This is a genomic window from Singulisphaera chitinilytica (assembly GCF_049331405.1).
In the GTDB taxonomy this organism is placed as follows: domain Bacteria; phylum Planctomycetota; class Planctomycetia; order Isosphaerales; family Isosphaeraceae; genus PoT.
The window spans coordinates 2,316,506-2,342,607 of sequence record NZ_CP186274.1 but is presented as its reverse complement, the minus strand read 5'-3'; the positions used below and the strand labels follow the sequence as shown (position 1 = coordinate 2,342,607).

The following is a 26,102-nucleotide window of genomic DNA, read 5'->3' as shown; positions in this document are numbered from 1 at the left end:
AACTCCTAAGGACGTCACGTCTTCGAAAATGATTATTTTCCAATGATATATCGTCATTCCCAGCATGAAATGTTGGCCTCGTTGGGTTTCTTGTCGTCCAACTTTCTCGATTTTCCACGAGCCTAAGGCATTTTCCCGGGAAGATTTTCTTCACTTTTACGCCGGCTATGAGATTGCCAGAAGGTAAACGGAGTCTGTATGAGCATACGATTGCGAGAAAGTGTTGGGGTGGCGAGGTTGAGGTTGGTTTCGTTCCTGACACGATTGGCTAAAGCAACTTGCTCGAATGCCGCCATTAAAGGCCGCGTAGTCGCCAAGCTCCACAAGATCGCCTTGTCCCATGGCCTGTCGGGTCGCCACGAGAACGCTGTGATTATCTTTATGCTCATCTTGGAACTGGATCCGACGGATCGCGATGCGATGAGCGGCCTCAAAGGGCTTTGCTGGCATATTGGCTACTTCGATCGCGCGATGGACCTCGTCGCGAAGTGGGTGGAGGAGCACCAGGACGAGGTGTTGGGATACCTTGAGCTGATAGACATGCTCCTCCGACGAAAGGAAGTGAATGCCGCGTTGATCTACATCGAGCGTTATGAACGCATCTGTAAGTCACAAGAACACATAGAGTTTTTCAAAGGAGTTCTTCTTCGCTACGAGAACAAACTCGAGGAATCAAATGAATTACTTAGAAGCGCGGTTGCAAAGGACGCGAAGCTCTACGGTGCATTGATGTGCCTTGCTCATAACCTTTCCGATCAGGGCCGAAAAGATGAAGCTATTTCCATTCTTCTAGAGGCGACGCGTGTCGCCCCCTCGAGTCCGTTCGCCTATGTTCAGCTTGCTGGCTTGCGATTTTACCGTGAGAGAAACCATCCCCATTTTCAGCATGTCGAGGCGATACTCTCGAAGAAGCCCCATTCTATTTTTTTGCGTCGTAACTTCCACATGTTTCTAGGACAGGCTTATGATTCCGTTAAGGATTATGATCGTGCATTTCTTCATTTTGCGGAGGGCAATCGACTTAATGGGATGAAGTTCGATACGGCCGAGCGTGAGAGAGAAACTGATGTTCGGATGCGGTTTTACGATAGAAAAATGCTCGAACTGAAGCGCAGGAGCACCGGCGATCGAATGGATCCGACTCCGGTCTTTATCATCGGTATGCCGCGGTCCGGCACCACTCTCGTCGAGCAGATTCTGGCCAGCCATCCGGGCGTACTCGCGATCGGGGAATGCATTGCGATTCCAAACATGACCAACTACCTTGATGAAACGCATCGATCGGGAGCCGGATATCCAAATTGTGTTGCTCACCTCGATTCCGATGAGATCGACAAGCTCGCGAATGATTATTTGGATTTTATTAGGATCAAAGGCACGGGAAAAATTGCCTTCACTGACAAATTGCCAATGAATTTCTTGGAGGCCGGTTTCATCAGTATTATTTTTCCGAATGCGCGGTTTATCTATTGCAAGCGTGACCCAATAGATACATGTCTGTCGTGTTATTTTCAGAACTTCGCCGATATTGCTTTTGCAAGCGATTTCTCGAAGCTCGCTTCTGTCTATATTCAGCACTCCCGGATCATGGCACATTGGAAAGAGGTTATGGCAGAGAGTATTCATCAGATTGATTACGAGGATTTGGTGGCGTCGCCCGAACGTCATATTCGGGAACTTCTTAGGTTCTGTGGACTTTCCTGGGATACCAATTGTCTCGAGTTCCATCGCACTGAGCGAGTGGTTCATACCGCGAGCACGTTCCAGGTCAAATCCCCTGTCTATACGAGATCGGTCAAGCGTTGGAAGAATTACGAGAAGCACATCGGAGAGCTGATCGGATATTTTCCAAATCAACGTGGTGTCTAATCCTCTTCTAATCTTCTCCGACAAAACCGCCTTGAAAATTTAATGATATGGGGAGCCGTCGGCGAGATTTCATAGCTAGTTAGTCTGCCCCGAGTCTTCCGATGCGATTGCGGTTACTTCCGGAACCGATCCTATCCGAGGAGATCCCGATCGCCGGGGTGAGTCCATTGGATCTCCTTGGTGAACGTGTCCCTGACGACGAGGTTCAGCTTGCCCTGAGCAAGGGCACTAGCAGGAATTCGAGCGTGATCATTTAACCTGACGACGAATTTCGGCGACTGCGTACCCCGAGATGGAACTGGGCACCCATGGCCGGGATTGAAGGTTTCGTCGTCTTTCGTTCCGGTCGAGTCGTATTATGGGTCGTCGCCCTCATGACTTGAGTTGGGCAGCGACTTACGAGCCCCGGTTGCTCCGGATCCGACTATATGCGGAAGCAGATCATGCTGGCGGCCAGCGTCGCCCAGGCGTCCATGATCACGCCAAGCCTGTCATACCTCACCCGCAGCCGATGCAGTCCCTTGAACCAACTAATCGTCCGCCTCCACCACCCATCGGACCGTGCCCAGGCCGCTGCCATTCTCCCTCCTCCGCTAGACGATGCGCGGCTCGATCCCCAGCAGGTGGAGCAACGGTCTCAACGGCCCGCTGTCTAGCCCTGGCCGGCGTAGGCCTCGTCGGGCAGTTCCTTGGGCGGGCCCAGCGTCCCACCGACCTTCGGGAAGTCGAGGATCACCGGCGGGAACTGCTCCCCCCGACTTGTTGACCATCACCGCGTGCTTGGTGCCACGCCGATCGCGATCCACCGGGCTCGGGCCCGTTGCCTCGCCGCCGCCGAAGGCTCGATCTCCGCTAAGTTTATGTTCGGCCAGGCCTACGTCGCTCCGGAGACGCAATCTCAATCAGAGTTACCCGAAGCGCCCTCTGGGTTTGCGCGAGATGGTTGTGTCGCAGTTATAAGAGGCCCTAACAAAGTTGGTTCTGGGCTAGCTGACTGAAACAGATGATAGAGCAACCGATGGCGAGGAATTCCTGATGGATCGCCGCCTTCCGGTCTTTCCTCACCCGCAGCCGCCCCATACCGTGCAGCCAGGACAATGTCCGCTCGCTGACACAGCGATACACCCCCAGCCCGCTGCCGTGCTCGGTCTTCCGCCTGGCAAACTTCGGCTTGATCCCACGCCGCCTCATCTGCTGGCGGTGCCGCTTCGAGTCATAGGCCCGGTCGGCGTAGAGCACCAGAGGCCGACGCCTGGGTCGGCCCGCCTTGCCACGCACCGGCGGCACCGCATCGACCACCGCCTCCAACTCCTTCACGTCGGGGTAGTTGCCCGCCGTTACGGTCGCCGCCAGCGGCGTCCCCTTGCCGTCGACGACAATGTGGTGCTTGCTCCCCCTCTTGCGCCGATCCACCGGGCTGGGGCCGGTCCTCTCGCCGCCGCCCCGGGCCCGGGCGTGCGAGCTGTCCACCGCCGCCCTCGACCAGTCGATCTTGTGGGCATACTCCAGCTCGGCCAGGAGGAGCTCGTGCAACTTCGACCAGACGCCGGCCCGGGTCCACTCGTCCAGGCGTCGCCAGCAGGTCATGCCGCTGCCGCAGCCCATCTCCATCGGCAGGTCTTCCCAGTTGATGCCGGTCTTGAGCACGAAGAGGATGCCGATCATGGCCCTGCGGTCGCCGAGGCGATGGCGTCCGGGACGGTCGGGCCGCTTGGGCTTCGGGGGAGGAGGCAGCAGTGGTTTGATCCGGTCCCTCAACGCATCTGGCAACAGGGGCTTGGCCATGATAAAGGGTTCCAGGTGGATCGTTACGACCACCCCAATGCTCCGCATATGCCGTGCCTCAAAACCAATTCTGTTAGGGCCTCTAAATCCTATTACCTCGACTTGCCCGAAAATTCACCGGTGAGGCGAAACGCGGCGTCGACCTGCACCTGCGAGAGGTGCGAGACCCAGCGGGCACTCACTTCCATGCGATCGAACCCCTGGTCGGCGAGAGGCCGCTTCCATTCCGCGGGTGGTTCGCTCGAGAAATCGAAGCAAAGCTGTATAAGCTCTCCTAACTGGACGCTTGCGGAGAGCGTGACTCAACACATTAGGCCCAAGCGTGACTCTCAGCGTTCAGACGACGCGCAATCCGAGCGGCGCCGTTTTGCTCGCCACGCGAAACCCCTAGTGGCCTCGCCCCTGGGCGAGATCCCGCTGGTGCTGGCTTTGCCATATTGAAACCGCGACATGGTTACCCATAACCGTTCGCACTGATCTCCTCGCCTGTCAAGTGGAAGTCCGGGAGCGTTGCGCGCAACGCCCCGGCGCTGCGCAGCAACTGGCCTTAAATTTCAGGCACGCCTTATCTTGACCGATCTTGGTAAGGCCAGAATAATCACATTGCGATCCGCGAAGACGCGATGAGAGATACAAAACTATGACGAGTAAATATGTGCGGCTCTCCGACGAGACGAGGCGGCGGTTCGACGCCAACCCTCGCCTGTGGCCCAAGGTGCGCCAGTTCAAGCGATTCTTCCGCGACGTCAAGGGACATCGCGGCGAGGTCGAGCGCAAATTCCCCGCGCTGCGGGCCGGCAGGCCCGTCGATCGCGTCATCGGCGAGGCGTTCGTGGAGTATCTGCGCGAGGTGCTCGGCCTGCTCGAGATCGAGGCGGCTGAGGCCCTGGTTGATGCGACCAATTCGCCCTCGCTTGGGGTCTGGGACACCCCCAACAAGACGCTCGACGCGCTGGCCGAGCGGCTGCAGGACAACGACCTGATGTACCTGCACAACCCCGTCAAGGATTCGCTGCTGGCGGCCGGGATGGAGCTCGACACCGTCGGCTGGAAGCTGGCGGGCCCGGGCGAGCCGATGGATGTCGATTCCTGCATCGCCCGCGGCGAGCGGTTCATGCGCAGGACCCGGCAGGAATACGCCCGCTGGATGCGCGAGGTCACTCGCCTCGACGGGATGTTCCGCACCGTGATGTTCTACTTGAGGGGCGAGGAGCGGATCGGCATCTCGGTGGCCCTGCCGCTCAAGGAGCGGGCGTGGCGGGCCATGGCTGCCGGCGAGCTGTTCGACAGCGATCTCACGCAGGACGACCTGCTGCCCTCCTCCCGCTTCATCTACATGCATGGCATGAGCGACGCCGAGCGCGTCGACATCGCCAATCACGATAAGACTTTGGCCCAGGCGAGGTCGGTCTTCTACCAGGTCGCCTATTATGTGCGCAACGCGCGGCCGCTGCGGCCGATGTCGCTCTCGCCCTGCTGCTGTGCTTATTATGGCGAGTTGCTGCGTAAGCACGGCTACAAACCCACCGGCGCCTGCATGAAGGACACCCCCAACCCGATGATGATGCTGGGCCATCACAAGGACGGCGGCAGTCGGATCTGGAAGGACCGCGTGTCCTACGACATAAGCCGGCTCACGGTCCGGGCGTATCTCATCTGCAACCGGGCGCATTGGCGTCGCGAAGACCGCTCGATCGGCCTCATCTGACCCCCCCTGAAGACGAGCCGACAGTCGCATCACCGGCGTCCCCCCACGCCGGCCCGTCCCCCGTCCGTATCCACATTGGTTCAGAACACCTCCGAGGAGACATCGATGAAGGGCAAGCACGTCCGCGTCCCGCTGTCCTCCCTGCGCCGTTACTCGCTGCGTCGCCACCCGGGCGGCGAAGAGGAGCTCAAGGCGCTCGCCAGGTCGTGGCTGGCGCGTGCCATCCACCCCATCGTCTGCCGGCCCGACATGACCTTGGTCGACGGGCATCGCCGCACGGAGGGCCTGGGGCTGCTCGGCGAGACCGAGGTCGACGTCTTCGTCACCGAGGACGACCTCACCGACGGCGAGCTGCTGGAGGCCGGTCTGGTGACGGCCTTCCACCGCAGGGGGCTCTCGGGCTACGAGCAATGGCAGGCGGTCCTTGGCCTCCATACGTCCGACTCCTCGCTGCTGCTCAAGGACATCGCAGGCAGGCTGCAGATCGACCCCTCGGGCGTGACCCACATCCTGTCGCCCTCGAGATGCTGCAGGGCCGCCCAGGAGGCCCTCAAGGCTGGGCGGATCACGCTCTCGGACTGCAACGAATTGGCCAAGCTGGCCGAGGATGACCAGCTCGTGGCCCTCCAGACGCGCTTGAACGGCGGCACGCTCAAGGAGCTGAAGCGTGCCGGCCGGGGGCGAGGCGGCGGGCAGGCCGTCAAGGCCGCCAAGATCCGCTGCCCCCTGCCCTCCGGGCAGGTGATCACCGTCTCGGGGGCCGAGGTCAGCCTCGAGGAGGCCATCGAGCTGCTGAACGAGGCCATGAAGGCCATGCGCGAGGCGGTGAAGAAGGGGATCACGGCCAAGAGCTTCCAGTCGGCGATGAAGGATATCGCCCGGGCCAGCTGAGCCCCTGCGATCTATCGACGCGGAAACGCCCGCCCGCATCCGCTTACTCCCTTTCCCCCCCGTCCCGTCGCATACGTGCCCGGCATGTACGCCCGCCGCCTCGTGCCGCGGGCCCGGGCCCCGGCGCGCCCGCCGATCGCCTCGGCAGGTCCCGTGAACGTGCCATCATGAAAGGAAACGTCCTATGGGGAGACATCTCGCCATGTTCCGCCGGAGGAGGCAGGCCGATCCGCTCGAGTCGGCGCTGCTGCATTGGAGCAAGAAAGACGCATTCGTCGTGCGCGACCTCGTGCGTTCGGTCTTCATCGGCGGCCAGACCGGCAGCGGCAAGTCGTCGGGCAGCGGCAAGGCCCTGATGCGTGCCATCGTGGGCCATCCCAATACGGGGGGCCTCTTCATCGCCTCCAAGCCCGAGGACAAGGATGACATCGAGAGGATCTTCTCGGGCGCCGGCAGGTCCGGCGACCTCTACGTCATCGAGCCGGCGGGGGAATATCGCTGCAATATCCTCGATGAGGAGCTGAAGAACGGCGCCGACACGCGCCAGCTCACCCAATGCATGGTCACGATCCAGGAGACGCTGGGCCGCGCCTCGGGCGATGGCCAGGACCCGTTCTGGAAGGAGCAGAACCGGCGGCAGATCTTCAACGCCATCGAGATCGTCAAGGCTGCGACCGGCAGGTGCGACCCCTGGGACGTCCAGAGGTTTATCGGGGGCGCCGCCAGCACGGTGGAGGAGATGGCGGACGCGGCCTGGCGCGGCGGGTTCCACGCCCGGCTCAGCCGGGCGGCCTACGGCCGCAGCAAGTCGGCTATCGAGCAGCACGACTGCGAGCTCGCCACCCAGTACTGGACGGGCGAGATCCCGCGGCTCAACGACCGCACCAGGAGCAGCATCAACGCGGGCGTCATGGGCCTGCTGCACGTCTTCAACACCGGGGTGGTGCGCGACCTCATCGCCTCGACGACAAACCTGAGCCCGTCGGTCATGGCGGACCGCAAATGGATCCTGGTCAACATGCCGATTGTCGCGGGCGACGCCTCGGCGACCGTCGTGAATTGCGGGATCAAGTACGTCGTGCAGCGGCAGATCCTGCGCCGCAAGGCCTCGCCCGACGGCGCGACGCTCGTCATCTGGTGCGACGAGTTTCAGAAGGTCGCCAACAGCTACGACGCGGCGTTCCTGGCCGAATGCCGCAGCCATCTCGGCTGCATGGTCGTGCTCACCCAGAGCATCCACAGCATGTACGAGTCCGTGGGCGGACGCGCCGGCCAGCACCAGGCCAACGCTTTGATGACCAATTTCGGACATAAGATCATCCATACTCTGGGAGACTCCGAGTCGGCCGAATATTTCTCGTCCCTGCTGGGCAAGCGGCTCGAGGCGATGCCCGGCGGTTCGGACGGCGGCTACAAGGGCATGGGCGACGAGCTCTTCGGGGACGGCGGCTTCCGGGGCAGCTTCAGCCAGAACTACCAGCCCGTGCTCCAGCCCGGCGTCTTCCTCTCGGGCCTGCGCTCGGGCGGGGCCGGGAAGGCGGTCGACGGCATCGTCATCAGGACGGGCGAGCCGTTCTCGACGGGGGACAACTACCTGAGGGTCGCCTTCAAGCAGGAGTGAACATGCGAGAGAGCAATGAGCCGAAGCCATCGGACAAAGTGAAGTTCACGGAGGGATTCGATGCGTTGTACACGCTGATGGCCGTCCATGCCATCTGCATCCTGCCATTCATGCGCCGCGGCGTCGGCGTCCGCGCCTACGCCTTCGGCGGTCCGATCGGGCTGGTCGCGATGTTCTGCTTCGCGGGCTTCGCGAAATGCACCGACATGCTGGCCTACATGGCCGCCTGGCTCTTCGCGGTCATCTTCCAGCGGACCCGCTCGGACCGGTCGGTGCATTCCCTGTATCAGGGCGACCCGGCCCTGGTGATGCGTTTCCTGAGGGTGAGGGACCGGCGCATGGCCTTCCTCGTCGAGCCATTCCTGGTCCTGTGGGTCGGCCTCACCCTGCGGCACGCCTCGGAGCCGCTGGGGCTCTTCGTGGCCTGCGGCTTCATCTCCCTGGTCTTCGTCCACTTGAGCGACCTGGCGGCCATGAGCCGCAGGGTCCGCAGGATGCACGACGCCGCGATCGAGCAGGAGGCGATGGCGGAACGTTTCAGGCACAACGAATGGTGATAACTCGAGGAGGATGATGCGATGGCAGATCCCGAGATCCAGGATGCGGTCGTCCGGCACGCACGCGCCGACATGGCCAATCTCCAGCAGCCCGCAGCGGAGCCGCCCGGCCGGGAGGCCCCCGAGCCGGCGCGGCAGGGCCCGTCATTCGGGGCCCAGTTCGACGCGATGTTCCGCGAGGCGGTCAAGGACATCCGCCAGACCATGAATGAGTCCTATTTCGGCCAGGGCGAGCACGCGGCCGAGATGGGCTCGCCCATGAATCCCACGCCGCAGATCACCACGGATGAGCTGCGGGGGACGGGCCAAGGACAGGCCCAGAACCAGGCTCAGGGCTACGACCAGCTGCTCGATGCCCAGGCCGCGCGGGGCAGCGTCTATGGCCGGGAGCAGGATCAGGGGGTAGAGCGGTAATCGGGCGTAAAATCAGAATTTTCTGCGGTAGTTTGCGTAATTATTACGGAGGAGCTTCCATGAAAGTGTTTACGCTGTCATGCCTCGTGAGCGTCCTGTCGCTGGCCGCGGGCAGCTTGTGCCTGTGGCTGTGGGGGGTCGGCCCGCCGGGTTGGCTGATCCGCGGGCAGGTCGCGCTCTTCTCCGCCCTGGCGCTCGCCTACGGCTTCTCGTCGCTGCAGCCCAGCATCCCGCGTTGGATCTGGCTGCGGCCGATCCGCGGGACGCTCTTCGTCGTCTGCGGCATCGCGGCGATGTACATCCCCATCCAATTCCTCGTCTCGGCCTATTTGATGGGCGCGGGGATCAGGCTGATCTGGGCCTCCGCCTGCGAGGCGCCGGGATCGGCCCGCGACGCGATCGGGCAGGCGTTGCTCGGCCACACCGCCCTCGCACCGGGGCCGCACCGGGACGATCGGCACTCGCGGCGTGATCTCAACCCCCACCCCTGACCCTTTAATCCCTAGGAGGAACCGACGTGGAAAGCATCGTGATGGGCGCCTTGAAGAGCCTGTTCTGGAACATCGCCGGCATGATGAGCTGGTCGCAGTGGGCGGTCGTCATCATCGCGGGCATCTTCTCGCTGTCGCTGATCGTGAATTTGCCCACCATCCTGCTCGACGTCCTGTCGATGCCCCTGAAGCTCAAGAGCCAGCAGGCCCGGATGGGATATGTCGCCGCCCTGGCACTGCTGCCCGCGGGGCTGTTGATTTACGTCGCCTCCAGGATGGCCTTCTTCGAGGCGCCCCCCGCGCCGCCGCCGCCGGTCGCGGTCGCGAGCGAGCCTATGAAGCTGCCCAGGTTCAAGCTGCCCGACCTCTCGGGGCTCAAGCTGCCCGACCTGTCCAAGCTCCTGCCCAAGATCGACCTGCCCGCGCCCAAGGAGATCGACCCCGACGAGGCGCGGCGGGCCGAGGAGGCGAGGCTGGAGGCCGAGGAGGCGCGCAAGGCCGCCGAGGCCAAGGCCAGGGCGCTGGCCCGCAAGCGAGAGATCAGGATGAGGAATATCAATGCCCAGCGGGAGATGGATATGTACATGGCGAGCGAATGGCAGCGGATCGAGCTGCAGGAGGAGATGCGGCAGCGTGATTTGGGGCGATTCCTCGATGGCGTGAACACGCCGGCGCCGCCGGTGGTCCTGCCGCCGGGGTCGCGGATGGTGCGCTGATCCGCGCGAGGCCGGATGCCCCCGTGGCGGAAAGCGAGCATCGGATGGAAAACGGGCCCCGATACGACTGGGCGGCGGCCGCCGCCGCCCAGATTTGCAACACGCTGGCGGGCGGCGACATGCCCAAGCACATCCTCTTCGGGAGGATCCTCTTCATCGTGCTGGACGCGATGAACCTCGCCGAGGAGGAGCTCGCCGAGTCGAGGCAGACGCCTTCGAGGAATTAATCATGCCCACGAAAGAACAAGTGGCCTCCGTCGTCGCCCAGGTCGGGCATCTGACCGGGGCGCGTTACGACCGGCATGGGGAGCCCTACCCCGCCATGCCCCGGCCGGGCGACGCGGCCCCGCCGCCCCATATTGACGGCATCACCGTAGGGTGGGACGCGTGGCCCGAACTGGATCGGGCCCGGCGGAGAACCCTCCTCGACCGGCAGGTCGACTGGGAAGGCTTCACGCAAGCCGAGAGGCGGGTTGTCGAGGAGCGCGTCCTCGATGGCGAGGATCGCAATACCTGGATGGCTTCCGTCGCGGCGGGGCGGGAGCCCGTCGGCCAGGTCGCCGGAACGGAGCGGCAAGGTCATGCGGAGGATGTGCAGGAGAGGATCTTCCGCGTATGGCGGGATGACGCCGCGCAGCAGATCCTGCACGACGACGGCGTCAGGTACGACCGGATGCACGACGCGTCCGCGAGCCCCCGGCGCAAGGACATGACGAGGGGACCGAGCGATGAACCATGCTGAATCAGGAAACGAGGCGATGACGGGCGTGATCTCAGGCCCGAGAAGACTGCAGCGGTACGCGGCCGACCCCTCGCTCGACGGCGTGCTCAAGGGCTGCGCCTTCATCCCCCCCCTGCCCGCAGCCCGGGTGTAAGCCCCACTAGAGGTTCCGAGGGCCCCGGGGTGCTTGCGCCGGGGCCGTGGACGCGGATCATCCCGATGCGACGGCATGAGGCCGGCGCGATCATGGACCAAGGAGTGGCGTCCGCCGACGGGGGAGGCCCATGATCGGATTCGAGGAGGAGGACGACGATGCCTGCGAGCTGGCCCCGTATCTCGACCTGCGGTCGGCGGAAATCGCCAGGATCATCCTCTGCCTCCTGCTCGAGGAGGCCTTGCGGGGCCGGCTCGAGGGATTTCGCGAGGCCCGGGTCGCGGGGGACGGGGACGTGCCGAAAACCGCCCCCCTCGGCCCTGCCCCTCTGCCGATCGCCGGACACTGAAGACCGGACCCGCCGTTTCCAAATCCGTTGCCAACCCAGCGTCCGGGAGAGGTCGCTCGCGTGTGCGATCGGCCCCGACCGGGAGGGGATTGCCAAAGTGCCGCATCCCAGGTTAACCTGATAGCACGGTGGCAACGCCCCGATCGTTGCCAAAACCGTTGCCAAGGCCGGTGTTGCCAAAATCCTGCCGAAACGAGATTGACGCAACCCGTCCGATGGACTAGAGTTAGTTAGGCCTGGAGAGGTGACCGAGAGGCCGAAGGTGCGGCACTGGAAATGCCGTGTACGGTAACACGTACCGAGGGTTCGAATCCCTCCCTCTCCGCTTGCAAGTGCTTACAAGGCCAGGATTTGCGTCGCGCCATCGGCCACGCGATCCTGGCCTTTTTCTTGCACCAATCGGCCCTGTACCAATCCCTGCACCAATCAGGACGGGCGTCCCGCGGATGAAGGCGCGGCATCCGGTTTGGTACGGCGAACCGACCCGCCTCCTCCCGGCCGATCATCCCCCGCCCGCGCCAATCCGTCCGCATTTACGGCCCCGACGCGACGGCGTAGAATCGGGCGAGGAGGATCCCATGCTCGAACAGATCACGCTGTCCCAGGCCGCCGCCCTGCTCCTGCGCCACGTCGAGCAGGGCGAGCTCCCGGTGGATGATGCCAACCGCGAGCCGCATCGCGCGCTGGCCCGCGCCGGCCTCATGGTCGCCGTCCATACGTTCAGCGGCGGCCGCGAGCAGTTCTATCGGTTCACGCGGGAGGGATGGGATTACGCGCGGGGCCTGGGGCGGGCTATCGCGCCATCACCTTCAGGATCCGCCGCGCCCCCTCGGTGACCGGCAGCGCGGTCCGGGCCGCTTCTTCCAGTGCCGCGTCATGGCCCAAGGTCCGGTCTTCCGCCCATTCGTGGGCGATGATCGCGTCGATCCCGTCGCGGAGATTCGCCGCCCACCAAAGCCTGCCGCCCTTCTTCCCTCCGAGGAGGTCGGGGTTCAGCACGCCGGAATCGATGACGATGCCGGTGGAGATGCTGCCCCCCGTCTTCTCCTCGGGATCGAAGACACCCCAAGGCTTGCCGGCCCGGGGGTCATCCGCGCCGATCTTGCCGCAGGGGATGCCGAGTTCCCCCATCCGCCGCTCGACGTAGGACGCGGCCACTTCCCGCCACTCCCTGGTGGTTTGCACCGCGTGCCACGCCGCGTCGGCGGGCACGGCGGGCAGGCCGCGCTCGGAGGGCGAAGGGCCGATCATGCCGGGGGTATCGGGATCGTCTGTCATCGCGGGCGAGGATAATGGATCCGGGGGCCTCGCGCAAGCGTTCGCGAGCCCGGGAGGGCCGCGAGTAAATATGACCCGGACTCGTCGAGTCCGGGCTTGCGATCGGGCATCACCCCAGCAAGTCGGCCAGCCGCTTCACCTGCTCCGCGCCGTGCTGCGCGACCAACGGCTTCATCCGCTCCATCACGTCGATCAGGTCGCCCCCGCCCGACGGGGCCTTCCTCGGCGGAGGTGCCAGGATGCCATCGATGGGGCGGCCGCCCTCGACCCTCGGGGCCGACTCGGCCTTCCTGGCGTCGCGCGACTTCTGCTGGGCCTTGTTCAGGCTGAACGTCTTGTTGTCCATCTCGATGCCGAACTCGTCGAGGACGTAGTCCACGCCCTCGGCGGGGCGCTCGTTGCCCGCGGCGACCGCCCGACGGACGGCTTCGGCCTTGGAGACGGGCGGGAAGGTCTTCTCGGTCGTCGTGGCCTCGATGGCGACCTGCTCGGGGGGCTTGCGGGGTTTCGGCTTCTTGGCGGCGGCCATGGTGATATATCTCGGGTGCGCATGGATTGTTCGGCGGTCGATCATCGCGAATTACAGCCAGTCTAGCACCCGGAATATCCCACGCAACGCGGACCGGGTCATGGCGATCGGCGTGGCGATTTATCGGCGGCCTTCTTCCGGATCCTCAGGATGCCTTCGTCGCATCCCTCGATCCGATACGTCCTCGCCCCCGGCGCCGCGATGAATTCCCCCGGCAGGATTTCCCGCGGCTTGGCGTCGGGGAACGTGACGGATAGTGCATCCGCAGGCTTGAATTCCCACTTGCCGTCCACCTCCTCGATCCCGTCGGCCTTGGCGATCTGGGGGGCAGACGAAGAGACCATCGCCAAGCTCGATGCAAAATTCCCAGATGTGTGGAGGACCGGCCGACGACAACCTTGAGGAGATACTCTGAATCCCGGAAATGCCCCGAGACGTTATTTCACCGATTCGGGAAAGCAATCTATCGAAGAAAATTTACGCGTCGCCACGGCCGACGATCAACGCCTGGGCGGCTATCGTCGTGGCTAACAACTTGCTACCCTTCCCACGTCGTCCTTCATCACAGGCGACCTCATCCCACGATGAGCCTTCCGAGATGGATCTCGGGCGCTCTTCGTTTTCTGGCCTCACCGGTTTGAGACAGCCCTGAGAAGCTGCCGCCGAGCGTGCTCATGTCTCTCCGCCCTCAGTCAGTCGCCGGTTGATTGTCCTTATGTGTTTCACATCTGTTGTCATATTCGTTGCGAGACTTCTCAATTGCCGGCCATTCATCCTGCACCCAAGTGACGATCGCCTCGACCGGCACCAAAAGGCGACGGCCCCGCTCGCTCAGCGTATATTCCACACGCGGCGGGACCTCTGGGTATGGTCGCCGCGTCAAGATGCCATCACGCTCCAGGTAGCGAAGAGTGGTCGACAGCATCCGCTGCGAGATGCCGTCCACACTCTTCTTGAGTTCTGAAAAGCGGAGTTTGCTTTCCGGATGTCGCGCCAACGCGACCAGGACCAGCATGCTCCACTTGTCGCCCAGGTGTGCCAGCAGATCGCGGACGGGGCAGTGGCGTGCCGCCGATTCCCAAGGGACGGAGTCGAGCGGCTCCGGCAGATTCTCTTTGGATTTTTTCATGACTTAGGAGTTACGCAGTAGTTGTCGGGCGTCCACGTCTCCCCAAGCTCCCCGTCGTAGTACGATGAGCCCATGTGCCTCGCCAAATGCCGCGACACCGACTACATCGACTTCCTGATCGCTACCCCACGCGCCGTCACCTGCACGGAGGCCGCCAAGGTGCAGCCCGACGCCCCACAGCCACCCGCACACGATGCCTTCACGCGCCTGCTCCGCCGGCTCGAGCCCGACCCGGAAACCCTCTGGCAGGAGGCCCGGCCCATGGTCCACACCAAGGGGGGCGTCCTGGTCGTCGACGACTCCACCCTGGACAAGCCCTACGCCGAGAAGATCGAGCTGGTCAACCGGCACTGGTCGGGCAAGCACAAGGCCGTCGTCTGGGGCATCAACCTCATCACCATGGTCTGGACCGACGGCGATCGGATCACCCCGGTCGACTATCGCATCTACGATAAGGTGCACGACGGCCTCACCAAGAACGACCACTTCCTGGCCATGCTACACGCGGCCAAGGGGCGGGGCTTCGAGCCGAGCTGCGTGGCCTTCGACAGCTGGTACTCGAGCCTGGAGAACCTCAAGGCGGTGCGCGAGCTGGGCTGGACGTTCCTGACCCAGCTGAAGGTCAATCGCAAGGTCGACGTGGCGAGGGCCGGCACCCGCGCCGTGGGCGAGGCGGCGATCGAAGTGTCGGGTACGTTGGCGCATCTGCCGGGGTTCGGCGCGATCCGGGTGTTCAGGGTGGTCTCCCGAGACGGGGACGTTGAATACTGGGCGACGAACGACCTGGGGATGGATGAGCTGGCGCGATTGACGGTGTCGGAGCGGAGTTGGAGCATGGAGACCTATCACCGAGTGTTGAAGCAATGCTGCGGTGTGGAGCGAGCCCAGGTGCGGTCGGCGAGGGGCCAGCGGAATCACATCGGGCTGTCGATCCGCGCGTTCCTGCGCCTGGAGCGGAACTTCTTCAGGACGGGAGTCAGCTGGTACGAGGCTAAGGCCCAGATCATCCGCGGAGCCGTGCGGGCCTACATCGCGCAGCCCCTATACAAGCTGACATGACTGCGTAACTCCTATGACTTACCTTTTGGTGTAGCCGTTCACAGCCTGGGATTGTTGTTTCCGAATGGCGTGACTATCTTTCCAGCATGGCCCCAACGCCTCCGCTTCCAGAATCGTTGTGGGAAACGGCTTCGCCAGAGGTCCAAGCGGCGGTCCTCGCGCTCGCCGCGTTCTATGACGAACGCCTCGCCCAACTGGAAGCGCGCGTCAAGGATCTTGAAAATCGGCTGAAGCTCAACTCGACCAATTCGTCCAAACCTCCCTCCTCTGATCCGATCGGGATGAAGCGCAAGCCTCCCACTCCCTCCACGGGGAAGAAACGGGGCGGCCAATCGGGACATCGCAAGGCTCACCGCGCGTTGGCCCCGCCCGAGCTGATTCGCGCGACGACTGAGTGCAAGCCGACCGTCTGCCGCCGATGCGGTGAAGGGCTCTCGGGCGATGACCCCGAGCCCCTGATTCATCAAGTCGCGGAATTACCCAAGATCGAGCCGCTCGTCGACGAGTATCGGCTCCATCGCTTGATCTGCCTCGGTTGCGGCGAGACGACGTGTGGCACCTTGCCCGCGGGGGTCCCTGCCGGTTGCTTCGGCCCCTACCTCCAAGCCGTGCTGGCCGTACTCGCCGGGGCCTATCGCCTCAGCAAGCGACAGATCCAGCAGATGGTCAGGGATCTGTTCACCCTGTCGATCTCCACCGGCATGATCTCCAAGCTGGAACGGCAGTCGACCGTGGCCCTGGAGGCCCCATACAACGAACTGGCGACTTCGGTCCACGATGCCGACGTGGTGAACATCGACGAGACGTCGTGGCGTCAGGGTCGTGTCAAGGTCTGGTTGTGGGCGACGGTGACCTCGTCCTGCACCGCCTTCACCATCGCCAAGAACCGCAGCGGCGAGGTCGCCCGTGCCCTCTTGGGGAGCCAGGGCGACAAGGCGGTCGGGAGCGACCGCTACAGCGCGTATGAATGGATCAAGGCATTCGGGCGACAGGCCTGCTGGGCCCATCTGCGGCGCGACTTCCAGGCCATGATCGACCGAGGCGGCGATGATGAGCGGATCGGGAGGCCGTTGCTCTCGTTGTCGGACCGGTTGTTTCACCATTGGCACCGAGTGCGCGATGGGACCGTGCCTTGGGGGCAATTCCATGAGCGAATGCGACGGTTGCGAGCGAGGTCAAGGAGGCCCTTGAGAAGGGATCGCGGTGCTCGTGCGCGAAGACCGCGGCGACCTGCTTCGAGATCCTGAAGGTGGAAGAAGGCCTGTGGACGTTCGCGCGAGTCAGGGAGTCGAGCCGACGAACAACGTGGTCGAGCGGGCGTTGCGACACGCGGTGATCTGGCGACGGATCAGTGGCGGGACCGACAGCGTAGACGGGAGTCGGTTCGTGGAGCGGATGCTGACGGTCGTGGCGACCTGTCGTCAGCAGGGTCGCAACGTGCTGGATTACCTGACGACCTGCTTTGAAGCGGACCGTCGCGGCCAAGCGCCCCCCTCCCTCTTGCCGATCCACACGCCTGAATCGAACGTCCCCTGATTTCACCTATCCCACCCTGTGAACGGCTACCTTTTGGTAACTAGGTAAGGAGTTTGTGCGTTCTTGAAATATACCAAGTTCCTTTTTACAACCAGGCGGAGATTTAGAACCCAGGCGAGAAAACCCCGATGACAGATTCAACCGGTCTTTCGCGCGTCGCCCCCAGCAGGGGCCTCAGCATTTCCCTTTGGATCGCTCAAGTTGCGATCTGTGTGCTCTTTTGCATCGCCGGCTACATGAAGCTGACCATGCCGGTGGTCGACATCTCGAGGATGTGGCCGTGGACTAGTACTACAGTTGTATTTAATCACGGAGGTCGCGCCCCGCGTTTCCTGTAGTGACACTCCTTGGCGTGCTGCTGGTGTGCCCTCCGCCAGTCCGACCACGCCAGCGCACGCTCGGCCGGTTCCAGCCGGCCCCACACCACCCGGAGCAGGAGGATCCTGACCTCGGGCACCGTCAGCGGGATCAGCCGCGGGCCCCCTTTTCGCGCGGCGACGGCCGGGCCGACGACCGCGACCGGATCACCGCCAGCATCGCCAGCGCGAACATCGACAGCGTCACATGCCGATGCCAGCCGGGCCACGACCGCACCTCGTAGTCGGCCAGCCCGCAATCCCCCTTGGCCCGCTCGAAGCACTCCTCCACCGCCCACCTCGAGCCCGCGACCCGGGCCAGCTCCGCCCTCGGCGTGCCCGCCGGCCCGCGGCACAGGTAGTAGGCCCGCTCCTCCGGCCGGTCGCGGCTCCTGCGGACCAGCAGCCGGAGCTGCCAACCCCGGCCGTCGACCTCGCCGAACGGCTCGGCCGCCCAGTCGTACCACCGCGGCCCCTTCGACCCGACCCCGGCGCTCGCCCGGCGCCACGCGCGGGCCGGCAGCCGGTCGGCGATCGCGTCGACCCGATCTCGAGTCCGGCCGTCGTAGAGCCTCAGGTCGCTCCTGACCGCCAGCACGTACGGCTGGCCGGCCGCCTCCAACGCCCGACGGAGGCGTACGTCGCCGCCGTAGACCGCGTCGCCGGTCACCCAGGCCGCCACCACCCCGGCCCGCCGCGCCCGCTCGAGCATCCGCTCGGCCAGCCGCGGCTTGGTGGCGAATCCCTCCTCGGGCGGGATGTGGGCCGCCTTGCGGCGGTCGGGGTCGTCGGCCCACTCCTTCGGCAGGTACAACTCGCGGTCGATGAGCGCCTGCCCTCGGCGGCCGGCGAAGGCCAGGAAGACCCCGATCTGGCAGTTCTCGATCCGGCCGGCGGTGCCGGAATACTGCCGCTGCACGCCCGCGGATTTCGTGCCCTTCTTGAGGAAGCCGGTCTCGTCGACGATCAGCACGCCCCGGGGGTCGGCCAGATGTTCCCGGGCGTAGGCGACCAGGTCGTCGCGGACGCGGTCGGCGTCCCAGTCGGCGCGGCCGAGGAGGTGCTGGACGCCATAGGGGGACTCGTCGCCGGCCTCCTCGGCGAGCTGCCAGCCGTTCTTGCGCCGGGCGTCGGAGAGGAGCCCCCGGAGATACGCGATGGCGCGGCGACGGGGCTCGGAACGGGGAAGAAGCGGGCCAGGCGCCCGCCGATGGAGTCCATCTCGCGGGCCCAGCCGCGGATGTCCACGGCCGCAGGTTGTGCTTGCATAGCTCGGCCTCCGTGCGCAACATCCTACGGGGCCAGGCTTTCAAATACAACTGTAGTACTAGGCAGGTATCGGAAGGCTTCCTGCGGTTCATAGCTTTGGTGGACTTCGCCGGAGGGATCGGCATCCTGCTACCGGCGGCGACTCGCATACTACGAGGCTTAGGCGTCCTCGCGGCCTTCGGCTGCACCGTGGTCCAAATATTGGCGATCGGCTTCCATGCCTCGCGAGGCGAGTTGGCATCGACGCCTTTCAACTTCTTCCTGCTGGCTCTCTGTGTGTTTGTGACGTGGGGGCGATATAAATGGCCTTATGGAGCTATTGAAAAATAAGAGAGAGCCCTGGAGGACGCGGTGTGGCTGTGCCCGGTCGAGGATCGTCGCCCGTTGGATTCGACTCGGGAAGGGATGCTCGAAGACTCCCCGCTGGGGAGCCATCTACTGCTGGTCGGGTACTGATGTGCTCGATTCATATGTCATAGGAGTTACGCGGTCATGTCAGCTTGTACAGGGGCTGCGCGATGTAGGCGCGCACGGCTTCGCGGATGATCCGGGCCTTGGCCTCGTACCAGCTGACCCCCGTCCTGAAGAAGTTCCGCTCCAGGCGCAGGAACGCGCGGATCGACATCCCGATGTGGTTCCGCTGACCCCTCGCCGAGCGCACCTGGGCACGCTCCACCCCGCAGCATTGCTTCAGCACCCGATGATACGTCTCGATCGACCAGCTCCGCTCGGCGACCGTCAAGCGTGCCAGCTCGTCCATCGCCAGGTCGTTCGTCGCCCAGTATTCAACGTCCCCGTCTCGGGAGACCACCCTGAACACCCGGATCGCGCCGAACCCCGGCAGATGCGCCAACGTACCCGACACTTCGATCGCCGCCTCGCCCACGGCGCGGGTGCCGGCCCTCGCCACGTCGACCTTGCGATTGACCTTCAGCTGGGTCAGGAACGTCCAGCCCAGCTCGCGCACCGCCTTGAGGTTCTCCAGGCTCGAGTACCAGCTGTCGAAGGCCACGCAGCTCGGCTCGAAGCCCCGCCCCTTGGCCGCGTGTAGCATGGCCAGGAAGTGGTCGTTCTTGGTGAGGCCGTCGTGCACCTTATCGTAGATGCGATAGTCGACCGGGGTGATCCGATCGCCGTCGGTCCAGACCATGGTGATGAGGTTGATGCCCCAGACGACGGCCTTGTGCTTGCCCGACCAGTGCCGGTTGACCAGCTCGATCTTCTCGGCGTAGGGCTTGTCCAGGGTGGAGTCGTCGACGACCAGGACGCCCCCCTTGGTGTGGACCATGGGCCGGGCCTCCTGCCAGAGGGTTTCCGGGTCGGGCTCGAGCCGGCGGAGCAGGCGCGTGAAGGCATCGTGTGCGGGTGGCTGTGGGGCGTCGGGCTGCACCTTGGCGGCCTCCGTGCAGGTGACGGCGCGTGGGGTAGCGATCAGGAAGTCGATGTAGTCGGTGTCGCGGCATTTGGCGAGGCACATGGGCTCATCGTACTACGACGGGGAGCTTGGGGAGACGTGAACTCCCGGTAACTACTGTGTAACTCCTATGTCATTGATCATCGCCATGCTGACTCGCTTTTTTTGAACCTCTGCTTCGCTTCGGGGGACGGGCATCGCCGGTATCCGCATACGGCCATGCCCGCATCGCCAACTCCGCGACGAGTTTCATCTCCTCCTCGGTCGCCTCGCTCGCGGCCTGGACGGCGAGCCCGTTCAGGACCGTGGTGATGAACCGCGCGAGAGTGGGGCAATCGGTATCCGCCGGCAGGTCGCCATCCCTCTTGGCCCGCTCGAACCTCGATTGAAACGCGGCGACCGTCTCCTTCCGCAGTCGGACCAATTCCTGCCGGACCGGTTCCGATCCCTCGCCGCAGGCCAACGCCCCCGAGATGACCAGGCACCCGCGGGATCCGCCCCGCTGCATGCGGATGAAGCCGGAGAAGATCGCCTCGACGACCTCTCGTGCGGTCGGTTTCCCGAAGGCTTCGAAGAGGAACGCTTGAGGACCGTCCCTGTAGCGGTCCAGGGTCTTGTGGAATAACTGCTCCTTGTTACCAAAGGCGGCGTACAGGCTCGGCTTGTTGATGCCCATGGCCCGGGTCAGTTCCGGGAGCGTCGCCCCCTCGTAGCCGCGATTCCAGAAGACTTCCAGGGCCCGGTCGAGGGCCTCGTCGGTGTCGAATTGACGGGCGCGCCCTGAGGGCATGGCGGTTCCAGGCTCCGGGAAATGGGGGGGGGGGCGGCCCTTGATGGGCCGCTATAGTTCATTGTACCGTCGGGTACAGAAAGCCAAACTCTCCGCGCCCGGATTCCGGGCGCCACAATCTCGGGGGATCGATCATGGCCCGCTTCCCGGAACGCATCCTCTCGCTGGCGGTCGCCATCTTGGCGCTTCACGCGGCCCCGCTCCCGGCGCAAGAGCTCGCGAAAGACGGGCCCGTCAAGCGCGAGCTCGAGGCCTTCCAGAAGGATATCGCCTCGAAGGCCCCGGCGGAACGGCTCAAGGCCTATGAGGAGGGGATCGAGCAGGTCAAGAAGTCGGGGGTGCTCGAGAAAGCCTTGAAGGTCGGCGACAAGGCGCCGGACTTCGAACTCCCGAACGCGTCGGGGAAGGTAGTCAAGCTCTCCTCCCTGCTCGAGAACGGTCCGGTCGTCGTCACCTGGTATCGCGGGGGCTGGTGCCCGTACTGCAACATCGCCCTCAGGGGATTCCAGAAGGTCCTGCCCGAGATCAAGGCCGAGGGGGCGAGCCTCGTCGCCATCTCCCCCCAGACGCCCGACAATTCGCTGACGACGGTCGAGAAGGGAGGCCTCGGCTTCGAAGTGCTCAGCGACAAGGGCAACAAGGCCGCCCACGCCTTCGGGGTGGCCTACAAAGTGCCCGCCGTGGTCGCCGAGCAGATGAAGGGCCGCCTGGACCTGAGCAAGTTCAACGGTGACTCCCCCGACGAGCTGCCCTTGGGCGCGACCTACGTGATCGACAAGGGCGGGGTCATCCGCTACGCGTTCGTCGATGGCGACTATCGCAAGAGGGCGGAGCCCTCGAACGTGGTGTCCGCCCTCAAGGGCTTGAAGAAGGCCCGTTGAGGCCCGGGGACAAAGAAGAGGTCGCGCCGCCTCGAGCAGGGGCGGCCAGCTTGATCCGGAGGGGTAATGGGCATTCTCGAAGATTATCTGGCGGGGACGACCGCGCTGCGTGATGCTTATGACGGCATGACCAGGGACCAGCTCAACGCACACCCCGTCGAGGGGAAGTGGAGCGCAATGGAAGTGCTCTGCCACCTCGCGGACACCGATCTGATGACGGCGACGCGCATCCGTGCATCTCTTCAGCGAGACACGCTCAGGCTGCCGGCAGCGACCGCCGAGGAATTGACTGCGAAGCTCGCCGTGGAAGCCCGGGACGTGGAGGAGGAGCTGACCATTTTCGAGGCCATCCGCAACCAGACGGCCCGGATCGTCGGGTCCTTCCCCGAATCCGCCCTCGATAGGAAACTGATCCTGGTCAAGGTCACGGGGGAGGAGGTGACGAAGACGGTGGGGCAACTCCTGACCGGGATTACCGGGCATGTGGAACACCACCTGGCGTTCGTCGTCGAGAAAAGGAAGGCACTGGGGATCGCCGAGTAATTATCACCGTTCGGAGGAACCATCCATGTCTCAGCCCGAAGATTACGATCTGATCGTCCTCGGAAGCGGTGCCCCCGGCAAACTAATCGCCTGGACGCTGGCCTCGCGCGGACAGAAGGTAGTTGTCGTCGAGCGGCGCTACGTGGGCGGCTCCTGCCCGAACATCGCCTGCCTTCCCAGCAAGAACGTGATCCACGGCGCCAAGGTGGCCCACTTCGTCCAGACCAGTGCCGAGTACGGGGTGTCCCACGACGGCTGGAAGGTCGACATGGCCGCCGTCCGTGACCGCAAGCGGAATATGGTGGATGGGCTGGTCGAGATGCACCTCGAAAAATACCGAGGCAGCGGCGCGGAGCTCATCATGGGGAGCGGGCGTTTCATCGCGCCCAAAAGCATCGAGGTCGCGCTCAACGAAGGGGGCACGCGGACCCTTCGCGGACGAAATGTCGTCATCAACACCGGCTCGCGGGCCCGGCTCGACGACACGCCCGGCCTCTCGGAATCCGGCCCCCTCACGCATATCGAGGCCCTGGAGCTGGATCGGTTGCCAGAACACCTGATCGTCTTGGGCGGCGGCTATGTGGGGCTTGAGCTGGCGCAAGCCTTCCGCCGCTTTGGCAGTCGCGTCACCGTCGTCGAACGCAACAATGCCCTTATCCACCGCGAAGACCCGGACGTAACCGAGGCCGTCGAGCAGCTCCTGCGCGACGAGGGGATCGCAATCCGGACCGGCACGGCCGCCGATCGCGTCGAGGGGAAGTCCGGCGAGTCCGTGCGCCTGCATACGGCGGGGGGCGTAATTGAAGGGACGCACCTGCTCGTCGCAGGGGGCAGGACGCCGAACACCGACGGCATCGGGCTGGAATCGGTAGGGGTGGAGACTGACGGGCGGGGTCACGTCAAGGTCGATGAGCGGCTGCGGACGACGGCCGAGGGCGTGTGGGCGGCGGGAGACTGCGCGGGGAGTCCCCACTTCACGCATATCGGCGAGGACGATTTCCGGGTGCTCCTGGCCAACCTCACCGGCGGGGACCGCGTGACGACCGGGCGGCAGGTGCCCTACTGCCTGTTCACCGACCCAGAGCTGGCCCGGGTTGGCCTGAGCGAGAGGGAGGCCAAGGATGGCGGCGTGAAATACCGCCTGGCCAAGCTTCCGATGCCGGGCGTCCTGAGAGCACACACGCTCTCCGAGACTCGGGGCTTCTACAAGGCGCTCGTCGAGGCGGAAGGCAACCGCATCCTGGGTTTCACCGCGTTCGGCCCGGAGGCGGGGGAAGTCATGGCCGTCGTCCAGGTCGCGATGCTGGCGGGCCTGCCGTACACGGCCCTGAGCGATGCCGTCCTGACCCACCCGACGATGGCCGAGGGACTCGCCGAGCTTTTCTCGTCCGTGCCGAACGGCTGAAGGAGGCGATCATGATGCCGAATGGTGAAGCGCCGCCACCCTGGGATGCCGCGAGGGTCAACCTCACCTCGAAAGAGCTCGCACCCGGCGTGTTCGCGGTCCTGCCGGACGACGTGCTCGCCAAGGACCATGTCGGGACCACGGCGGGTTTCGTGATTGGCGAGCGGGGCGTCCTCGTCGTCGAATCGATGCTGAACGGGGACCTCGCCTCGCAGCTCATCGGGCTCGTGCGCCAGGCGACATCGAAGCCGATCCGTTATCTTGTCAACACGAGCTACCACGGCGACCATGCCTACGGGAACTTCCTCTTCCCGGAGGCCGCCGTCGTGATCCAGCATCCGGCGACCAAGAGATACATGGATGAGAATTTCGAGGAAGATCGCCGATTCATGATCGGCCTCATGGGCCAGGGTAAAGGCATCGAGCGAGTGCAACCGCGCACCGCCGACATCGCCGTGCCCGAGATGCTCAGCGTCGATCTCGGAGGCAGGACCGTCGAGGTGCGGCACTTCGGGTTCGCGCAGACGCCGGGCGACCTCGTCGTGTGGGAGCCCGTTGCGAGGGTGCTCTGGGTGGGCAACATGATCCAGGCACCATCGCCCGCCCTGCCCTGGCTCCTCGAGGGGCGGCACAGAGAGACGATCGCGACCCTGGGCCGGGTGCGGGACTTCCTGCCGGAGGATGCGACTATAATCCCCGGACATGGCCGGCCGATGCGCCGCGCCGATATCGAGTTCCCCCTCCGTTACCTCCTGGAGCTGGACGACGCCGTTCATGCAGCGATCGACGAGGGTCGATCGGTCGAGGACACGCTCGGTGCCGCCTCCATGACCGAGTACGGCGAATACAGCCTCTTCGAGTGGGCGCACAAGACCGTGAATGTCGCCGCGGTTTATCGTGACCTGCGAGAGACGGATGCGGGCCATTGAACGCCGGAAAGGACGAAAGCCGGATAGGGAATGACTACCTGGCTTCGGAATCCCGAACTTGCCAGAGGCCATTGCTATGGACAGGATGTGATGATTTTAACAACCGGTCACTCGCCTTCCGATCGGTGGATCGGACGAAGTCCGGAGAACCGCGCACGCCTCCCGATATCGTTGCCTTCCCTGGCGGTATTTGCTAGGAAATGTGCGATGCCCTCCCGGTCTGCAGGGACCGGGTGAGGATTCGATGCCCTAGTGAGATCGGGAGACGCGATGAAGACGCTCGTTCCGACGGTCCTTGCCTTGAGCGTGGTGCTCGGTCCTGCAAAACTCACCGCGGCCGCCGACCGGCCCAACGTCCTGCTGATCTACGCCGACGACCTCGGTTACAACGAGCTGAGCTGCTATGGCGGCAAGCACGTGCCGACGCCCAACATCGACTCGATCGCGGCCCGCGGCGTGCGGTGCACGCAGGGCTACGTGTCGGCCCCACTCTGCTCGCCCTCGCGAGCGGGCCTGATGACCGGACGCTACCCCACGCGTTACGGCCACGAGAACAACGAGATGGCCCCGGGTGGCCTGCCACTGACGGAAGTCACGATGGCCGACCGCATGAAGGCGCTGGGCTACGCCACCGGGATGGTCGGCAAGTGGCATCTGGGGCACGCCCCCGACCGCCTGCCCACCGCCAGGGGCTTCGGAGAATACTATGGGGTGATCGGCAATCCCGGCTCATACTTCAAGCCGAACGGCTTCATCGACTCGCGGCTCGCGACGTCCGTCCGTCCTGTTGGCGACCCCGAGTTCTACACCACCGACGCATTCGCGGCCCGCAGCGTCGACTGGATCGAGCGGCACAAGGATGGCCCGTGGTTCCTCTACCTGCCGTTCAACGCGGTCCACGCGCCGCGCGACGCGCCCGACAAGTATCTCCGGCGTTTCGCGGACGTCCCCAATAAGGCCGACCGGACCCTGTTCGCCATGACGGCGGCGATGGACGACGCCGTGGGCGCGGTGCTTGCCAAGGTCCGCGAGCTAGGGCAAGATGACCGCACGATCGTCGTCTTCATCAGCGACAACGGGGCGCCCAACCACCCCGACGGCAACGACCCGCTCCGCGGCCGCAAGAACACCGCCTGGGAGGGTGGCATCCGCATCCCGTTCATGATCCGGTGGCCTGGCCACCTGCCGGCCGGCGTCGTCTACGACAAGCCCGTCGTGCAGCTCGACATGATGCCGACGTTCCTCGCGGCGGCCGGAGCGAAGGTCGAGCCGTCCTGGAAGCTCGACGGCGTGGACCTGCTGCCGTATCTGTCGGGCGCAAACCTCGATCGGCCGCATCAGACGCTATTCTGGAAGATCGACGGCAAGTGGGCGATCCGCCACGGCGACTGGAAGCTGGTGCACGGCGGGCCCGGAGACGACGCCCCAGAGCTGTTCGACCTGGCCGCCGACCTCCGCGAGCAGCACGACTTGGCGGCCGCAAAGCCCGACCAGGTGAAGGAGCTTAAAGCCCGATGGGACGCCTGGGACGCCGAGCAAGCGTCCAAGGCCCGCAATCCGGCCAAGGTCGCCCGCAAGGCCGCGAGGAAGAAAGCCAAAAAGGCCGACAATAAATGATATGCAGGGAGCCCACCTCGCGAAATCCGCTAGGATATCAAATTTTGTCGCGGTTGGAACCAGACTCGTAGGAGTTAGTCCAGGGGCAGCG

29 protein-coding genes, 1 tRNA gene and 1 pseudogene are annotated in these 26,102 nt (G+C 64.3%); 21 read left to right on the top strand and 10 right to left on the bottom strand.

The annotated features are described in order from the left end of the window. The first annotated feature begins 198 nt into the window (after positions 1 to 198). The gene (locus tag ACOYYX_RS09410; RefSeq protein WP_422929670.1) at positions 199 to 1,869 is read left to right on the top strand and encodes a tetratricopeptide repeat-containing sulfotransferase family protein; all 1,671 of its coding nucleotides are present in this window, start codon (positions 199 to 201) and stop codon (positions 1,867 to 1,869) included. A gap of 966 nt (positions 1,870 to 2,835) precedes the next feature. Here ACOYYX_RS09410 and ACOYYX_RS09405 read toward each other — a convergent pair. Beyond that, positions 2,836 to 3,654: an IS5 family transposase gene (locus ACOYYX_RS09405; protein ID WP_422929669.1), complete on the bottom strand. Its 819-nt coding sequence runs from the start codon at positions 3,652 to 3,654 to the stop codon at positions 2,836 to 2,838. A gap of 640 nt (positions 3,655 to 4,294) precedes the next feature. Here ACOYYX_RS09405 and ACOYYX_RS09400 point away from each other — a divergent pair. The 12 genes from ACOYYX_RS09400 to ACOYYX_RS09345 all read left to right on the top strand — a co-directional run bounded on the left by ACOYYX_RS09400 (position 4,295) and on the right by ACOYYX_RS09345 (position 11,601). Further along, a complete protein-coding gene (locus ACOYYX_RS09400; protein WP_422929668.1) occupies positions 4,295 to 5,362 on the top strand; it encodes a hypothetical protein in 1,068 nt (355 codons plus the stop codon). Positions 5,363 to 5,467: 105 nt separating this feature from the next. Continuing rightward, complete coding sequence (locus ACOYYX_RS09395) at positions 5,468 to 6,253, top strand: ParB/RepB/Spo0J family partition protein (protein WP_422929667.1); 786 nt, start codon at positions 5,468 to 5,470, stop codon at positions 6,251 to 6,253. A 184-nt stretch (positions 6,254 to 6,437) separates the two neighbouring features. Beyond that, complete coding sequence (locus ACOYYX_RS09390) at positions 6,438 to 7,874, top strand: type IV secretory system conjugative DNA transfer family protein (protein WP_422929666.1); 1,437 nt, start codon at positions 6,438 to 6,440, stop codon at positions 7,872 to 7,874. Between the two features lie 2 nt (positions 7,875 to 7,876). Then, entirely contained in the window at positions 7,877 to 8,431 is a 555-nt protein-coding gene (locus ACOYYX_RS09385) for a hypothetical protein (protein ID WP_422929665.1), read from the top strand. Between the two features lie 21 nt (positions 8,432 to 8,452). Next, a complete protein-coding gene (locus ACOYYX_RS09380) occupies positions 8,453 to 8,845 on the top strand; it encodes a hypothetical protein (RefSeq protein WP_422929664.1) in 393 nt (130 codons plus the stop codon). A gap of 59 nt (positions 8,846 to 8,904) precedes the next feature. Then, positions 8,905 to 9,336 carry a hypothetical protein gene (locus tag ACOYYX_RS09375; RefSeq protein ID WP_422929663.1) on the top strand — a complete coding sequence of 144 codons (432 nt, stop codon included), beginning with the start codon at positions 8,905 to 8,907 and terminating at the stop codon, positions 9,334 to 9,336. Between the two features lie 26 nt (positions 9,337 to 9,362). Then, a complete protein-coding gene (locus tag ACOYYX_RS09370; RefSeq protein ID WP_422929662.1) occupies positions 9,363 to 10,052 on the top strand; it encodes a hypothetical protein in 690 nt (229 codons plus the stop codon). Positions 10,053 to 10,096: 44 nt separating this feature from the next. Continuing rightward, the gene (locus ACOYYX_RS09365) at positions 10,097 to 10,279 is read left to right on the top strand and encodes a hypothetical protein (protein ID WP_422929661.1); all 183 of its coding nucleotides are present in this window, start codon (positions 10,097 to 10,099) and stop codon (positions 10,277 to 10,279) included. Between the two features lie 2 nt (positions 10,280 to 10,281). After that, complete coding sequence (locus ACOYYX_RS09360) at positions 10,282 to 10,794, top strand: hypothetical protein (RefSeq protein ID WP_422929660.1); 513 nt, start codon at positions 10,282 to 10,284, stop codon at positions 10,792 to 10,794. Beyond that, positions 10,781 to 10,927, top strand: coding sequence for a hypothetical protein (locus tag ACOYYX_RS09355; protein ID WP_422929659.1), 147 nt, complete (start codon positions 10,781 to 10,783; stop codon positions 10,925 to 10,927). The genes ACOYYX_RS09360 and ACOYYX_RS09355 overlap by 14 nt, the downstream gene beginning before the upstream one ends. A 130-nt stretch (positions 10,928 to 11,057) precedes the next feature. Next, the gene (locus tag ACOYYX_RS09350; RefSeq protein WP_422929658.1) at positions 11,058 to 11,276 is read left to right on the top strand and encodes a hypothetical protein; all 219 of its coding nucleotides are present in this window, start codon (positions 11,058 to 11,060) and stop codon (positions 11,274 to 11,276) included. 238 nt (positions 11,277 to 11,514) lie between these two features. Continuing rightward, positions 11,515 to 11,601, top strand: a tRNA-Ser gene (locus ACOYYX_RS09345). A 208-nt stretch (positions 11,602 to 11,809) separates the two neighbouring features. Here ACOYYX_RS09345 and ACOYYX_RS09340 read toward each other — a convergent pair. The 5 genes from ACOYYX_RS09340 to ACOYYX_RS09320 form a co-directional block, all read right to left on the bottom strand. Beyond that, complete coding sequence (locus tag ACOYYX_RS09340; RefSeq protein WP_422929657.1) at positions 11,810 to 11,953, bottom strand: hypothetical protein; 144 nt, start codon at positions 11,951 to 11,953, stop codon at positions 11,810 to 11,812. A 115-nt stretch (positions 11,954 to 12,068) separates the two neighbouring features. Further along, entirely contained in the window at positions 12,069 to 12,527 is a 459-nt protein-coding gene (locus tag ACOYYX_RS09335) for a hypothetical protein (RefSeq protein WP_422929656.1), read from the bottom strand. Between the two features lie 136 nt (positions 12,528 to 12,663). Further along, positions 12,664 to 13,083, bottom strand: a complete 420-nt coding sequence (locus ACOYYX_RS09330) for a hypothetical protein (protein ID WP_422929655.1) — start codon at positions 13,081 to 13,083, stop codon at positions 12,664 to 12,666. Between the two features lie 98 nt (positions 13,084 to 13,181). Further along, the gene (locus ACOYYX_RS09325) at positions 13,182 to 13,427 is read right to left on the bottom strand and encodes a hypothetical protein (protein WP_422929654.1); all 246 of its coding nucleotides are present in this window, start codon (positions 13,425 to 13,427) and stop codon (positions 13,182 to 13,184) included. A gap of 344 nt (positions 13,428 to 13,771) precedes the next feature. Beyond that, the gene (locus tag ACOYYX_RS09320; protein WP_422929653.1) at positions 13,772 to 14,212 is read right to left on the bottom strand and encodes a winged helix-turn-helix transcriptional regulator; all 441 of its coding nucleotides are present in this window, start codon (positions 14,210 to 14,212) and stop codon (positions 13,772 to 13,774) included. Positions 14,213 to 14,284: 72 nt separating this feature from the next. On the opposite strand from ACOYYX_RS09320, the gene ACOYYX_RS09315 reads away from it, so the two are divergent. Both ACOYYX_RS09315 and tnpC read left to right on the top strand, forming a co-directional pair. Further along, positions 14,285 to 15,271: an IS701 family transposase gene (locus ACOYYX_RS09315; protein ID WP_422929652.1), complete on the top strand. Its 987-nt coding sequence runs from the start codon at positions 14,285 to 14,287 to the stop codon at positions 15,269 to 15,271. Positions 15,272 to 15,357: 86 nt separating this feature from the next. Next, positions 15,358 to 16,807 (top strand): annotated as a pseudogene (gene tnpC / locus ACOYYX_RS09310) (IS66 family transposase). A gap of 307 nt (positions 16,808 to 17,114) precedes the next feature. On the opposite strand, the gene ACOYYX_RS09305 reads toward tnpC, so the two are convergent. Both ACOYYX_RS09305 and ACOYYX_RS09300 read right to left on the bottom strand, forming a co-directional pair. Beyond that, positions 17,115 to 17,264, bottom strand: coding sequence for a hypothetical protein (locus tag ACOYYX_RS09305; protein ID WP_422923208.1), 150 nt, complete (start codon positions 17,262 to 17,264; stop codon positions 17,115 to 17,117). Between the two features lie 11 nt (positions 17,265 to 17,275). Next, positions 17,276 to 18,397, bottom strand: a complete 1,122-nt coding sequence (locus tag ACOYYX_RS09300; RefSeq protein WP_422931607.1) for an IS701 family transposase — start codon at positions 18,395 to 18,397, stop codon at positions 17,276 to 17,278. Between the two features lie 47 nt (positions 18,398 to 18,444). Here ACOYYX_RS09300 and ACOYYX_RS09295 point away from each other — a divergent pair, with 47 nt between their 5' ends. Then, positions 18,445 to 18,762, top strand: coding sequence for a DoxX family protein (locus ACOYYX_RS09295; RefSeq protein WP_422929651.1), 318 nt, complete (start codon positions 18,445 to 18,447; stop codon positions 18,760 to 18,762). Between the two features lie 160 nt (positions 18,763 to 18,922). Here ACOYYX_RS09295 and ACOYYX_RS09290 read toward each other — a convergent pair whose 3' ends face one another. Both ACOYYX_RS09290 and ACOYYX_RS09285 read right to left on the bottom strand, forming a co-directional pair. Then, complete coding sequence (locus ACOYYX_RS09290) at positions 18,923 to 19,909, bottom strand: IS701 family transposase (protein ID WP_422929650.1); 987 nt, start codon at positions 19,907 to 19,909, stop codon at positions 18,923 to 18,925. A 70-nt stretch (positions 19,910 to 19,979) separates the two neighbouring features. Continuing rightward, entirely contained in the window at positions 19,980 to 20,636 is a 657-nt protein-coding gene (locus ACOYYX_RS09285) for a TetR/AcrR family transcriptional regulator (protein ID WP_422929649.1), read from the bottom strand. Between the two features lie 134 nt (positions 20,637 to 20,770). Between ACOYYX_RS09285 and ACOYYX_RS09280 the strand changes: the two genes are divergently transcribed. The 5 genes from ACOYYX_RS09280 to ACOYYX_RS09260 all read left to right on the top strand — a co-directional run bounded on the left by ACOYYX_RS09280 (position 20,771) and on the right by ACOYYX_RS09260 (position 26,011). Further along, a complete protein-coding gene (locus ACOYYX_RS09280) occupies positions 20,771 to 21,517 on the top strand; it encodes a peroxiredoxin-like family protein (RefSeq protein ID WP_422929648.1) in 747 nt (248 codons plus the stop codon). 66 nt (positions 21,518 to 21,583) lie between these two features. Then, entirely contained in the window at positions 21,584 to 22,060 is a 477-nt protein-coding gene (locus ACOYYX_RS09275; protein ID WP_422929647.1) for a DinB family protein, read from the top strand. 25 nt (positions 22,061 to 22,085) lie between these two features. Then, positions 22,086 to 23,465 (top strand): dihydrolipoyl dehydrogenase family protein, encoded by a 1,380-nt coding sequence (locus tag ACOYYX_RS09270; protein ID WP_422929646.1) that lies wholly within the window; start codon positions 22,086 to 22,088, stop codon positions 23,463 to 23,465. A gap of 11 nt (positions 23,466 to 23,476) precedes the next feature. Next, a complete protein-coding gene (locus ACOYYX_RS09265) occupies positions 23,477 to 24,394 on the top strand; it encodes an MBL fold metallo-hydrolase (RefSeq protein WP_422929645.1) in 918 nt (305 codons plus the stop codon). Between the two features lie 270 nt (positions 24,395 to 24,664). Continuing rightward, the gene (locus ACOYYX_RS09260) at positions 24,665 to 26,011 is read left to right on the top strand and encodes a sulfatase family protein (RefSeq protein ID WP_422929644.1); all 1,347 of its coding nucleotides are present in this window, start codon (positions 24,665 to 24,667) and stop codon (positions 26,009 to 26,011) included. The last annotated feature ends 91 nt before the right edge of the window (positions 26,012 to 26,102 follow it).

Excerpts from the sequence above, each read along its gene's own strand:
- ACOYYX_RS09320 (WP_422929653.1), bottom strand. The coding sequence starts at position 14,212 with ATGAAAAAATCCAAAGAGAATCTGCCGGAGCCGCTCGACTCCGTCCCT.
- ACOYYX_RS09395 (WP_422929667.1), top strand. The coding sequence starts at position 5,468 with ATGAAGGGCAAGCACGTCCGCGTCCCGCTGTCCTCCCTGCGCCGTTAC.
- ACOYYX_RS09385 (WP_422929665.1), top strand. The coding sequence starts at position 7,877 with ATGCGAGAGAGCAATGAGCCGAAGCCATCGGACAAAGTGAAGTTCACG.
- ACOYYX_RS09315 (WP_422929652.1), top strand. The coding sequence starts at position 14,285 with ATGTGCCTCGCCAAATGCCGCGACACCGACTACATCGACTTCCTGATC.
- ACOYYX_RS09380 (WP_422929664.1), top strand. The coding sequence starts at position 8,453 with ATGGCAGATCCCGAGATCCAGGATGCGGTCGTCCGGCACGCACGCGCC.
- ACOYYX_RS09265 (WP_422929645.1), top strand. The coding sequence starts at position 23,477 with ATGATGCCGAATGGTGAAGCGCCGCCACCCTGGGATGCCGCGAGGGTC.
- ACOYYX_RS09390 (WP_422929666.1), top strand. The coding sequence starts at position 6,438 with ATGGGGAGACATCTCGCCATGTTCCGCCGGAGGAGGCAGGCCGATCCG.
- ACOYYX_RS09325 (WP_422929654.1), bottom strand. The coding sequence starts at position 13,427 with ATGGTCTCTTCGTCTGCCCCCCAGATCGCCAAGGCCGACGGGATCGAG.
- ACOYYX_RS09365 (WP_422929661.1), top strand. The coding sequence starts at position 10,097 with ATGGAAAACGGGCCCCGATACGACTGGGCGGCGGCCGCCGCCGCCCAG.
- ACOYYX_RS09375 (WP_422929663.1), top strand. The coding sequence starts at position 8,905 with ATGAAAGTGTTTACGCTGTCATGCCTCGTGAGCGTCCTGTCGCTGGCC.
- ACOYYX_RS09400 (WP_422929668.1), top strand. The coding sequence starts at position 4,295 with ATGACGAGTAAATATGTGCGGCTCTCCGACGAGACGAGGCGGCGGTTC.
- ACOYYX_RS09275 (WP_422929647.1), top strand. The coding sequence starts at position 21,584 with ATGGGCATTCTCGAAGATTATCTGGCGGGGACGACCGCGCTGCGTGAT.
- ACOYYX_RS09405 (WP_422929669.1), bottom strand. The coding sequence starts at position 3,654 with ATGGCCAAGCCCCTGTTGCCAGATGCGTTGAGGGACCGGATCAAACCA.
- ACOYYX_RS09280 (WP_422929648.1), top strand. The coding sequence starts at position 20,771 with ATGGCCCGCTTCCCGGAACGCATCCTCTCGCTGGCGGTCGCCATCTTG.
- ACOYYX_RS09285 (WP_422929649.1), bottom strand. The coding sequence starts at position 20,636 with ATGCCCTCAGGGCGCGCCCGTCAATTCGACACCGACGAGGCCCTCGAC.
- ACOYYX_RS09410 (WP_422929670.1), top strand. The coding sequence starts at position 199 with ATGAGCATACGATTGCGAGAAAGTGTTGGGGTGGCGAGGTTGAGGTTG.
- ACOYYX_RS09330 (WP_422929655.1), bottom strand. The coding sequence starts at position 13,083 with ATGGCCGCCGCCAAGAAGCCGAAACCCCGCAAGCCCCCCGAGCAGGTC.
- ACOYYX_RS09335 (WP_422929656.1), bottom strand. The coding sequence starts at position 12,527 with ATGATCGGCCCTTCGCCCTCCGAGCGCGGCCTGCCCGCCGTGCCCGCC.
- ACOYYX_RS09340 (WP_422929657.1), bottom strand. The coding sequence starts at position 11,953 with ATGCGGCTCGCGGTTGGCATCATCCACCGGGAGCTCGCCCTGCTCGAC.
- ACOYYX_RS09260 (WP_422929644.1), top strand. The coding sequence starts at position 24,665 with ATGAAGACGCTCGTTCCGACGGTCCTTGCCTTGAGCGTGGTGCTCGGT.
- ACOYYX_RS09355 (WP_422929659.1), top strand. The coding sequence starts at position 10,781 with ATGAACCATGCTGAATCAGGAAACGAGGCGATGACGGGCGTGATCTCA.
- ACOYYX_RS09350 (WP_422929658.1), top strand. The coding sequence starts at position 11,058 with ATGATCGGATTCGAGGAGGAGGACGACGATGCCTGCGAGCTGGCCCCG.
- ACOYYX_RS09290 (WP_422929650.1), bottom strand. The coding sequence starts at position 19,909 with ATGTGCCTCGCCAAATGCCGCGACACCGACTACATCGACTTCCTGATC.
- ACOYYX_RS09360 (WP_422929660.1), top strand. The coding sequence starts at position 10,282 with ATGCCCACGAAAGAACAAGTGGCCTCCGTCGTCGCCCAGGTCGGGCAT.
- ACOYYX_RS09270 (WP_422929646.1), top strand. The coding sequence starts at position 22,086 with ATGTCTCAGCCCGAAGATTACGATCTGATCGTCCTCGGAAGCGGTGCC.